Annotated in this window: 13 protein-coding genes; 6 read left to right on the forward strand and 7 right to left on the reverse strand. The window is 71.9% G+C overall.

Translation table 11 applies throughout. The features are described from left to right. The coding region (locus BZL64_RS23065; RefSeq protein ID WP_143663284.1) for an acyl-CoA dehydrogenase family protein at positions 1-404 on the reverse strand (404 nt) is incomplete at its 3' end. Between the two features lie 113 nt (positions 405-517). Here BZL64_RS23065 and BZL64_RS23070 point away from each other — a divergent pair. Together BZL64_RS23070 and BZL64_RS23075 are read left to right on the forward strand one after the other, a co-directional pair. Further along, positions 518-1690, forward strand: coding sequence for a thiolase C-terminal domain-containing protein (locus BZL64_RS23070; protein ID WP_086771108.1), 1173 nt, complete (start codon positions 518-520; stop codon positions 1688-1690). A 30-nt stretch (positions 1691-1720) separates the two neighbouring features. Beyond that, complete coding sequence (locus BZL64_RS23075) at positions 1721-2386, forward strand: pyridoxine/pyridoxamine 5'-phosphate oxidase (RefSeq protein ID WP_086771109.1); 666 nt, start codon at positions 1721-1723, stop codon at positions 2384-2386. 37 nt (positions 2387-2423) lie between these two features. Here BZL64_RS23075 and BZL64_RS23080 read toward each other — a convergent pair whose 3' ends face one another. Both BZL64_RS23080 and BZL64_RS23085 read right to left on the reverse strand, forming a co-directional pair. Continuing rightward, positions 2424-2711, reverse strand: coding sequence for a hypothetical protein (locus tag BZL64_RS23080; RefSeq protein WP_086771110.1), 288 nt, complete (start codon positions 2709-2711; stop codon positions 2424-2426). A gap of 38 nt (positions 2712-2749) precedes the next feature. Next, on the reverse strand, positions 2750-3139 hold the full coding sequence (locus tag BZL64_RS23085; protein ID WP_086771111.1) for an SHOCT domain-containing protein: 390 nt from the start codon (positions 3137-3139) through the stop codon (positions 2750-2752). Positions 3140-3299: 160 nt separating this feature from the next. Between BZL64_RS23085 and BZL64_RS23090 the strand changes: the two genes are divergently transcribed. Continuing rightward, positions 3300-4646, forward strand: a complete 1347-nt coding sequence (locus BZL64_RS23090; protein WP_086771112.1) for a chloride channel protein — start codon at positions 3300-3302, stop codon at positions 4644-4646. Between the two features lie 66 nt (positions 4647-4712). Beyond that, a complete protein-coding gene (locus tag BZL64_RS23095; RefSeq protein ID WP_086771113.1) occupies positions 4713-4919 on the forward strand; it encodes a hypothetical protein in 207 nt (68 codons plus the stop codon). Between the two features lie 167 nt (positions 4920-5086). Here BZL64_RS23095 and BZL64_RS23100 read toward each other — a convergent pair whose 3' ends face one another. Then, complete coding sequence (locus tag BZL64_RS23100; protein WP_244205450.1) at positions 5087-5599, reverse strand: ATP-binding protein; 513 nt, start codon at positions 5597-5599, stop codon at positions 5087-5089. A gap of 269 nt (positions 5600-5868) precedes the next feature. On the opposite strand from BZL64_RS23100, the gene BZL64_RS23105 reads away from it, so the two are divergent. Then, on the forward strand, positions 5869-6720 hold the full coding sequence (locus tag BZL64_RS23105) for a helix-turn-helix domain-containing protein (RefSeq protein ID WP_086771114.1): 852 nt from the start codon (positions 5869-5871) through the stop codon (positions 6718-6720). 10 nt (positions 6721-6730) lie between these two features. After that, positions 6731-6922: a hypothetical protein gene (locus BZL64_RS23110; protein ID WP_086771115.1), complete on the forward strand. Its 192-nt coding sequence runs from the start codon at positions 6731-6733 to the stop codon at positions 6920-6922. On the opposite strand, the gene BZL64_RS23115 is transcribed toward BZL64_RS23110, so the two are convergent. Genes BZL64_RS23115 through BZL64_RS23125 form a run of 3 tightly spaced genes read right to left on the reverse strand, consistent with a single transcriptional unit; the run spans position 6891 to position 9166 of the window. Then, positions 6891-7694: a methyltransferase domain-containing protein gene (locus BZL64_RS23115; RefSeq protein WP_086771116.1), complete on the reverse strand. Its 804-nt coding sequence runs from the start codon at positions 7692-7694 to the stop codon at positions 6891-6893. The two genes, BZL64_RS23110 and BZL64_RS23115, sit on opposite strands and share 32 nt — an antisense overlap. A 28-nt stretch (positions 7695-7722) precedes the next feature. Continuing rightward, the gene (locus tag BZL64_RS23120; RefSeq protein WP_086771117.1) at positions 7723-8556 is read right to left on the reverse strand and encodes a CbrC family protein; all 834 of its coding nucleotides are present in this window, start codon (positions 8554-8556) and stop codon (positions 7723-7725) included. 4 nt (positions 8557-8560) lie between these two features. After that, a complete protein-coding gene (locus BZL64_RS23125; RefSeq protein WP_086771118.1) occupies positions 8561-9166 on the reverse strand; it encodes a GNAT family N-acetyltransferase in 606 nt (201 codons plus the stop codon). Positions 9167-9315: the final 149 nt, after the last annotated feature.

Genomic DNA, 9315 nt, shown 5'->3' on the forward strand with positions numbered 1-9315 from the left:
GGGCAGGCGGAGGGTGCGGGGGCCGGGCCGGCGAGGGTGGCGGTGAGCGTGCCGGCGGCGATCCGCGGGAGGAGGGCGGTGCGCTGGGCGTCGGTGCCGAGGGCGAGGATCAGGGGCGCGGCGAGGACGGAGGTGGCGAGGAGCGGGGAGGGGGCGAGGGTCCGTCCGGTCTCCTCGCAGGCGAGGGCGAGGTCGGCGACGGGGCAGCCGACACCGCCGTACGCCTCCGGGAGGGCGAGGCCCGGCAGGCCGAGGTGGTCGGCGAGGGCGGTCCACAGGGCGGGATCGTGCCCGGCGGGGGTGTCGAGGGCGGCGCGCAGTTCGTGCGGGCCGGAGCGCTTGCGGAGCAGTTCGCGCAGTGTGCGGCGGATCTCGTCCTGTTCGGCGGTGAAGCTGGGGTCCATGGACGGAACTCCCCTCGATATCTGACGGCGCGTCATATTAGGCGCGAGAGGGCGGGATTCCCAGACATCCGACACCTGCCGAACACCGCTGGATCTGATGTACCGTCAGATTCATGACGGTGGGGAAGCGGAAGGTGGCCGTGGTCGGGGTGGCGCTGTCCGACTGCGGCCGGGTGGACGACGCGACGCCGTACGCGCTGCACGCACAGGCGGCCCGCCGCGCCCTCGCGGACGCGGGTCTCGACCGCTCGCGGATCGACGGCTTCGCCTCGGCCGGACTCGGCACGCTCGCACCGGTCGAGGTGGCCGACTACCTGGGCCTGCGCCCCACCTGGGTGGACTCCACCTCGGTCGGCGGCTCGACCTGGGAGGTGATGGCGGCGCACGCGGCGGACGCGATCGGCGCGGGTCACGCGAACGCGGTGCTGCTGGCGTACGGCTCGACGGCCCGCGCCGATGTGCGGGCGGGCCGCCGCACCGGCACGTACGCGTTCGGCGGGCGCGGCCCGCTCCAGTTCGAGGTGCCCTACGGCCACACCCTGATCGCCAAGTACGCGATGGCGGCCCGCCGCCACATGATCGAACACGGCACGACGATCGAGCAGTTGGCGGAGGTCGCGGTCCAGGCACGGGCCAACGCGGCCCTGAACCCGGACGCGATGTTCCGCACGCCGCTGACGGTCGACGAGGTCCTGTCCGGCCCCGTGATCGCGGACCCCTTCACGAAGCTGCACTGCTGCGTCCGCTCCGACGGCGGCGCGGCGGTCCTGCTGGCGGCCGAGGAGTACGTGCGGGACTGCCGTACCGACCCGGTGTGGATCCTCGGCACCGGCGAGCACGTGTCCCACGCGAGCATGACCGAGTGGGACGACTTCACCGTCACCCCGGCGGCGGTCAGCGGCAGGCTCGCCTTCGCACGCGCGGGAGTCACCCCGGCCGAGATGGACTTCGCGCAGATCTACGACGCGTTCACCTACATGACGCTGGTGACGCTGGAGGACCTCGGCTTCTGCGCGAAGGGCGAGGGTGGGGCGTACGTCGAGAAGGGCCGCCTCCGCGTCGACGGCGGCGACCTCCCCGTCAACACGGACGGCGGCGGCCTCTCCGCCCAGCACCCCGGTATGCGCGGCCTGTTCCTCCTGGTGGAGGCGGTACGGCAACTGCGCGGCGAGGCGGGCACCCGCCAGGTACGCCGCCGCGACGGGGGACTCCCCCGGCTGGGGGTGGCCTCGGGGACGGGCGGCTGGTTCTGCTCGTCGGGGACGGTGGTCCTGGGCAGGTCCTAGGTGTCGCGCGGGGTGGCCGATACTCGGACCATGGGAACGGATCTTCACGAGCTGCTGAGGTCGCTGCGGGTGTGGGACCCGGAGGTGACCGAGCTGCCGCCCTTCGACCCGGCGGCGGCCCCGGCCGAGCCGCTGGCACTGTTCACGTCCTGGTTCGCGGAGGCGGTCGCGGCGGGCGAACGCGAGCCGCACACCATGACCCTGTCGACGGCGGACGAGGACGGCCTCCCGGACGCGCGGATCGTCATGCTCCACGGCGCCGACGAGCACGGCTGGTCCTTCGCGACCCACGCGACCAGCCGCAAGGGCCGCCAGCTCGACGCCCGCCCCTTCGCGGCCCTCACCTTCTACTGGCCCGCACTGGGCCGCCAGGTCCGTCTCCGCGGCCCGGTGTCCGTCGCCCCCGCGGCCGAAGCGCGGGCCGACCTGCACGCCCGGTCGACGGGAGCACTGGCCGCAGCCCTCACCGGCCATCAGAGCGAGACCCTGCCGTCACTGGAGACCCTGGCGACCGCGTCGTCCGCCGCCTGGGACGAGGCCGGCTCGAACCCCGCCGCCGAGTCCTCGACCTGGACCCTGTACCGACTCCGCCCGGACGAGGTGGAGTTCTTCCAGGGGGACGCGCGGCGCCGGCACGTACGGATGGCCTACCGGCGGGGTGAGGGGGGCTGGTCGCTGGGGCTGCTCTGGCCCTGAGACCCGGAGGCTCGGAGGCTCGGGACAGGAGTGGGGGTCACTTTCTGAGATCCGTCCGGCCGTCCGGTCGTCGTGAGTGGCGCTTCGACCGGCGACGCAGGGTGAAGGCGCAGGCGAGTATGCCGAGGGCCCAGGCGATCAGAAGGGCACCCCACATCGGCATGGTCACGAGGGGGATGAGCAGGCGGATCTCGACGCTCTCGCGGTTCTCGAAGATGAAGACCAGGGCGATCGCGCTGATCAGAACGAACGGTACGAGGCGACGGACGCCGGGCCTGGACAGGAACGGCGTGTGTGCCTTGTGGTCTGCGCCGGTCTGAGCCATGGGCTTTCACTCCGTCACGGGAATTCCTGTGCCGGCACCTACGCCAGCAGCTTGGTCTTGGCCTTCTCGAATTCCTCCTGGGAGAGGTCCCCCTTGTCCCGGAGGGTGGAAAGCTTGTGCAACTCGTCCACCGAACCGCCCCCGGTGCCCGCCGCCTTCTGGATGTACTGACGGACGGCCGCCTCCTGCTCCCTGGACTGCTGCACATCCCGTTCGGCCATGCTCCTTCCGCGGACGCCGAGATACACGAGGACGCCGAGGTAAGGCAGGACGAGCGCGAAGACGAGCCATCCCGCCTTGGCCCAGCCGCTGAGCGTGTGGTCACGGAAGATGTCCGTGATGACCTTGAACAGCAGGAAGAACCACATGACCCACAGGAACAGCCACAGCATCGTCCAGAAGAGGTTGAGGAGCGGGTAGTCGTCCACGGTTCCCTCCGATCAAGAATGCGCTACGTCATTCATACAGCCGTACCGGTGAACCGGCATGTGCAACGAGCGTTGGCGCACCTCCCGCATCCGCGAGAAAGTCGGCAAAGGGAAACGGGAAAACGGCGGGGAGCAGAGAGAAGCAAAGGGGAGAATCCCGATGACGGAGCCGAGCGCCCGGCCCGATCCTTCCGCCGCCGGAAAGCAGCCCGGACAGCAGCCCGAAGAAGCGGACCGTCTGCGGGACATACTGCGGGCTCCCGGCTATCTCAAAGCACTCGTCCTCTGCGCCCTGATCGGCGTTCCGGTGGCGCTCGCCGCCTTCTGGTTCCTCGTCGGTCTGCACGAGCTGGAACACGTCCTGTGGGCGGACGTCCCGCACGGCCTGGGGTGGGACGACCCCCCGTGGTGGTGGCCCCTGCCCCTCTTCCTCGTCGCGGGCCTGGTCGTCGGCCTGGTCGCCGCGCACCTGCCCGGCCGGGGCGGTCACATCCCGGCCGCGGGCCTGCACCCGGGAGGCGCCTCGTCGACCGCCCTCCCGGGCGTGGTCCTCGCGGCGGTGGCGAGCCTGCCGTTCGGCGCCGTCCTCGGACCGGAGGCCCCGCTGATCGCCCTGGGCGGTGGCCTCGCCCTGCTGTTCCGGGACCTCGCGCGAGCACCCGCGACCGTACAGAGCAACGCGCTGCTGGGTGCGGCAGGCGCCGCGGCGGCCATCGCGGCGATCTTCGGCAGTCCGCTCGTCGCCGCGGTGCTCCTCATCGAGGTCGCGGGCATGGGCGGACCCCGCCTGTTCGCGGTCATGCTGCCCGCCCTGCTGTCCAGCGGTGTGGGAGCCCTCGTCTTCACCGGCTTCGGCCGCTGGACCGGCCTGGAGACGGGCTCCCTCGGCCTCCGACTGCCGCAGGCACCCCCGCGTCCGGACGTCGGAGACGTGCTGTGGACCCTGCTCATGGCGGCGGCCGTCGGCGTCGTGGTGCACCTGGTGCTGACCGCGGGACAACGGGTGGCGGCGTTCTCCGAGAAGGCTGTGCGCGTACGGACCGTCGTCTGCGCGCTGGGCGCCGGGGCCTGTGCGGCCCTGTACGCGCTGATCACCGACCGCTCACCGGTCGAGGTGGCCTCGTCCGGACAGGCCACGCTGAGCGAACTGGCCGCCGACCCGCACGCCTGGGGAGTCGGCGCCCTGCTCGCCGTCCTCGCGCTCAAGGGCGTCGCCTACGCCCTGTGCCTCGGCATCCTGCGCGGCGGTCCCGTCTTCCCCGCCCTCTTCCTGGGCGCCGCCACCGGCGTACTCCTCGCCCCGCTGCCGGGCCTCGGCGTCGTACCCGGCATGGCGGCCGGCATGGCGGCGGCCACGGCGGCCACCCTGCGGCTCCCCGTGAGCAGCGTGGTGCTCGTCGCCCTGCTGCTGGGCAGCGCGGACACGGTGCCCCTGGTGATCCTGGCGGCGGTGGTCGCCTTCGTCACCACCGAGCTGCTGCCGGAGGGGTTCGGGAGGAGGGCGTAGCGCGCGGGACTCGGCGGCTGAGAAATCGGGGAGCGCTCGCGTCGTGGTGGTCGGCACTCTGGTGCCATGAGTCGCTGGAAGCTCTACGACAACTGGTACGCCGATCTGCCAAGCCTGTCCGCCGAGCAGTTGAGGGAACGCCGGGCTTTCGCCGCCCAGCGGGTCGAGCATGCCGCGGCACGGGGCATGGGCCGTAGCCCCAAGGCCGCTCGGCAGTGGCGCGAGATGCTCCGCGCGGTCGAGGACGAACTCGCGAGGCGGGACACCGGGTGAGGCAGAAGAACAGGGCTAGGGGCTGTCGTTTGGATCAGGCCGGCCGTGACCGACGGTTCGTCCCGCCCCTCATGCCTGGGAATACCGGTCGTCGGCGTCGCAGCGAGAAGGTCGGTTTTCTCCTCGACAGCTCCCACGACACACGGCAGCCCGCTCGTCGGCTGCCGTCACTCGTGCGTGCGGTCGCCGGTGAGATACCCGCTCGCCCCCGCGTGCGGCAGCACCGCCCACATGCGGGTGCCCACGCCCGACTCACGGTCGCCGCCGATGCCCCACTCGCCGCGGCAGGCCCGGACCACCCGGTCCAGTACGCGGAGGGAGACCCGGCGGTACAGGTCGCAGGCCGCGCCGAGGTGGGCGTTGGCATGCCTGGCGTGGCCGTCGTAGACCGTGACGCGCAGGGCACTGTCCCGGAAGCGCAGCGACACGTACACCTCCGTGGTGGAGAACCGGCAGGCACAGGCGGTCAGTTCGCCGACCACCTGTACGACCGCGTCGGTCGCCTCGGCGAGGCCGTGCGCGGGGAGCACCGTACGTGTGACGGCTCGGGCGACGCCGGGACTTCGCGGCGCGGCGGGGAGCGTGAGGCTGTACGCGAGGTCCTCCGGGGCCGCCCGGAGGAAAGGGCCGGCGGCGGGGGCGGTGGTCGGCGACTGGCAGGACACCGTGTCCAGGTTCATGGCAACTCCCTTGCGTGAGGGCGAGGTTGAAAACCCGGTGGCCTGTCTCCCTGACACGGGCCCACCCCTCCCAGGGGAGGAGAACGCGGGCGGACACGGGTGATGCGCTTCCGGGGGTTCTGTGACGGCTCTGTAGTCGAGCTGTTGCAGACTGTAGGGGATTACGGTGGCGCCTTGCCACTCATTCAACGGAATTGCCACCCGCATTGGTGGACCCGTGCGGTGGAAAGGGGGCAGACTGGCGCCGCGACCACGGGAGGAAGGGACACATGCCGCCAAGGGCAACACCCAGCCAGCGCCAGAGACGTCTGGGAGCGGAGCTACGGAAGATGCGCTTGGCAGCGCAGGTGTCGACGGAGCAAGCCGCGGGAATCCTCGGTGTCGACCGAGCGAAGGTGTCGAACATCGAGGCGGGCGTCCGGGTCATCACGCCGGACCGGCTGCGCACCCTCGCCTGCAACTACGACTGCCACGACCAGGCCTACATCGACGCGCTGGCCGACATCGCCGCCGAAGGTACTCGAGGCTGGTGGGACTCGTACCGAGGCCAACTCCCGGCAGCCCTCATGGACATCGCGGAGCTGGAATGGCACGCCCGCCGCATACGGGCGGGTCTGGCCATGCACGTGCCGGGCCTCCTCCAGACCGACGCCTACGCCCGCACCCTGTTCGCGGCAGCCCTGCCTCCCCTGTCACCGAGCGAGGTGGAACTGCGCGTGGCGCTCCGCATGCAGCGCCAGCAGGTCCTGCATCGCGACGACCCCGTCACCTACGTGGGGTACGTCCACGAGGCCGCTCTACGCGTCGAGTTCGGCGGCGCCAGGGTCATGCGGGCGCAACTCGACCGACTCTGTGAACTGTCCGAGCAGGACACCATCGACGTACGCGTGATTCCGTTCCGGGCCGGGGCCTTCCCCGGGGCCGGGCAGGCCGTCATCTACGCCGAGGGACCGGTACCCCAACTGGACACGGTGGAACTGGACTCGGCCCACGGCCCCGAGTTCCTGCACGGGCAGTCCCAACTCGACAAGTACCGCGCGCACCTGGACTGGATGGAATCCGCGTCCCTGCCGCAGGCCCCGTCACGCGACTTCATGCGCAGCATCGCCAGCCACTTCTGAGGAGCCCCGAATGAACGACATCACCTGGGAAGACCCCTACTGCGCCGAAGGCGCCAACTGCTTCCGCATAGGCACCGACACCACCGGCAACGCCTACATCGCCGTCGCCGGACAAGAAGACACCCCCCTCACCGACACCCACGAAGCCCTCCGCACCCTCATCCTCGAAATCAAGGCCGGAAAGGCCGACCACCTGCTGTAGGCCTGACGGCGATCACCGTCACCAGCGTGAACGACGCGAAGAACGGCCCCCGCGACAGTCCCCCGAACCACCGGCGGCCCCGCGCCTCGTCGATGTGGCCGTCGGTGATGGCCTGTTGGAGGTTGCGACCCAGGCCGAGGGTGTGGTCGGCGTCGGCGAAGTCCCGGAAGACCGGGGTCGTCGCGGTCACGTCCTGGACGCGGAAGCCGGCCGCCGCGGCGAGGCGGGGGAGGCTGCGGCCGATGGTGGCGTTCCGGACGGCGTACCCGGTGGTGTAGCGGGTGAACGCGCGGCTCGTGTCGAGGTCGTCGGAGTCGACCACGAGGGTGTCCCAGTCGGGCTCGGCGAGGGCGACGAGCGCGCCGGGGCGGGTCACGCGGTGCAGTTCGGACAGGGCTGCGGCCGGGTCGGCCACATGCATCAGGACGCGGTCGGTCTTGGCCCGGTCCACCGCACCGGAGGCGACGGGCAGCGCGTGGACGTCCCCCTCGCACAGTTCCACCGCCCGCAGCCCGGCCGTACGCTCGCGCGCCCGTGACAGCATCCGCGGGTCGCGGTCGACACCGATCACCGCGCCGCCCTCGCCCACGCGTTCCGCCAGCGCGGGCAGGTCCGTGCCGGGGCCGCAGCCCGCGTCGAGGACGGTCTGCCCCGGCGCGAGGTCCAGCCGTTCGATGAGCCGCGCCTTGTACGCACGTCCGGCTTCCGCCGCCGCGGCCCGCAACATGTACGAGGCCTGGTCCGGCCGGGGCGCCCCGAGAGTCGTCGACATGACCTCAGTCAAGCACCGAACGCGCACCTCAACGCCCGTCGCCACTACGACCGGCGAACCCCGTCCCGTCCTGAATGACTTCGGCCGCGCAGGCCCGGCAGCGGAACGCGCCGTCCCCGACGTACACCGCCCCGTCACCGCAGTGCGCGGGCCAGGGGCGCTCACCCAACACGTCGGCCGCCGGGGTGCGGTCGCGGATCGTGCGGACGGCCGCCTCCGAAAGCCCTTCCGCCCGGACCTCGTTGAAGTACGCGCCGTGACGCTTCGCGGCGGTGCCGAAGGCGACGCAGTACGGGCAGAGGCGCCCGGCCGGTACGTCCTCCCCGTGCACCGCGCCCGTACAGATCCACCCCTGGTCGTGCCCGCAGCAGGCGCACGTCTCGTCGGCGGCGACCACCGCGCCCGTCCCCACCGGGTCGGCGTAGTAGGGGAACGGCGGGAGCACGGGCCGACGGCGCTGTTCCGGTTGCGGGTTGATGACCAGGCTGATCGCCCGGCCGGTCAGGGCGGGCGGCGGGATCACGAACACGTTCGTCCGGAGGTCCGGCGGCAGGTGCAGGCGGTCGGAGTCGCTCGTCACGATCACCGACCGGTCGCCGTCGAGGAGCAGTACGGCCGCGCCGGTGCGGCGGGCAAGTTCGGCGATGATGTCGAGGACGCCCGGCCCCGGCCGGCCGAAGACGACGCCGTGACCGACGTCCACATCGGCCTCACTGCCGTCGGCGGCACGTACCCACTCGACCGGCTCCCCCTCAGCCACCTCGTACGGGGCGTACCGCCGGAGCACCTCCCGGACCGACGCCCGGTCCAGCTGGACGACCTCGCCGTCGCAGAACCCGTACACATGGATCGCGGACCCCACGAGGTCAGCCCCGCCAGGCCGGGTCGGGGTCCGTCGCGAGGCGGGCGTGGCAGTGGACGTCCCGCCAGGCGTCCCGGCGACCGGCCTCCCACATCGCGCCGCGCAGGGTGCCCTCGTAACGGAACCCGCAACGCTCGGCGATCCGGCAGGACGCCTCGTGGCCGATGCCGTGGCCCAACTCCAGCCGGTGGAGCCCGACGTGGGCGAAGAACCAGACCGTGGCCAGCCGCAGGGACCGTGCGGCCACGCCTTGGCCGCGCGCTTCGGGCAGCACCCAGTAGCCGACGTTGGCGGAGCTCTGCACGCGGTCGACGACGTTCAGGCCGACCTGCCCGAGGACCGTCCCGTCCTCCGCGTCCGTGACGCAGAAGGTCACCCCGGTCCCGGCCTCCATGGCCGCCACCTTCCCGCGCAGCGACTCCCGAGCTGCGGCGGAGTCCGTGATGTCCCTCAGCGGGGTGTTCCAGCGCAGGAACTCGGGATCGAGATGCCCGCGCAGCCACGCGTCGACATCGTCGGCGGACTCGGGGTCCCAGGCCCGCAACCGGAGGCCGTAGCCATCGAGCAGGGGGGCGGGCGGACCGGCGAACGGCTCCAGGAGTTCGGACATCCCGCCATTGAACACCGCCCCATTCCGCACACGCGTCCGCTTAATCCCTGCACGGACACTCCTGGCGATCCCCCGCAGCGCACCCCGATTGGCAGATACAGGCCGTCGATCCACCGGTTCCACGGCGTGTCGCCGGCCTGGATCTGCCA

It is taken from the genome of Streptomyces bobili (genome assembly GCF_002154575.1).
GTDB classification, from domain to species: Bacteria; Actinomycetota; Actinomycetes; order Streptomycetales; family Streptomycetaceae; genus Streptomyces; species Streptomyces bobili.

Bases quoted from the DNA above. Each gene is read 5' to 3' on its own strand.
- BZL64_RS23070 (WP_086771108.1), top strand. From the start codon at position 518: ATGACGGTGGGGAAGCGGAAGGTGGCCGTGGTCGGGGTGGCGCTGTCC.
- BZL64_RS23075 (WP_086771109.1), top strand. From the start codon at position 1,721: ATGGGAACGGATCTTCACGAGCTGCTGAGGTCGCTGCGGGTGTGGGAC.
- BZL64_RS23080 (WP_086771110.1), bottom strand. From the start codon at position 2,711: ATGGCTCAGACCGGCGCAGACCACAAGGCACACACGCCGTTCCTGTCC.
- BZL64_RS23090 (WP_086771112.1), top strand. From the start codon at position 3,300: ATGACGGAGCCGAGCGCCCGGCCCGATCCTTCCGCCGCCGGAAAGCAG.
- BZL64_RS23095 (WP_086771113.1), top strand. From the start codon at position 4,713: ATGAGTCGCTGGAAGCTCTACGACAACTGGTACGCCGATCTGCCAAGC.
- BZL64_RS23100 (WP_244205450.1), bottom strand. From the start codon at position 5,599: ATGAACCTGGACACGGTGTCCTGCCAGTCGCCGACCACCGCCCCCGCC.
- BZL64_RS23105 (WP_086771114.1), top strand. From the start codon at position 5,869: ATGCCGCCAAGGGCAACACCCAGCCAGCGCCAGAGACGTCTGGGAGCG.
- BZL64_RS23110 (WP_086771115.1), top strand. From the start codon at position 6,731: ATGAACGACATCACCTGGGAAGACCCCTACTGCGCCGAAGGCGCCAAC.
- BZL64_RS23115 (WP_086771116.1), bottom strand. From the start codon at position 7,694: ATGTCGACGACTCTCGGGGCGCCCCGGCCGGACCAGGCCTCGTACATG.
- BZL64_RS23125 (WP_086771118.1), bottom strand. From the start codon at position 9,166: ATGTCCGAACTCCTGGAGCCGTTCGCCGGTCCGCCCGCCCCCCTGCTC.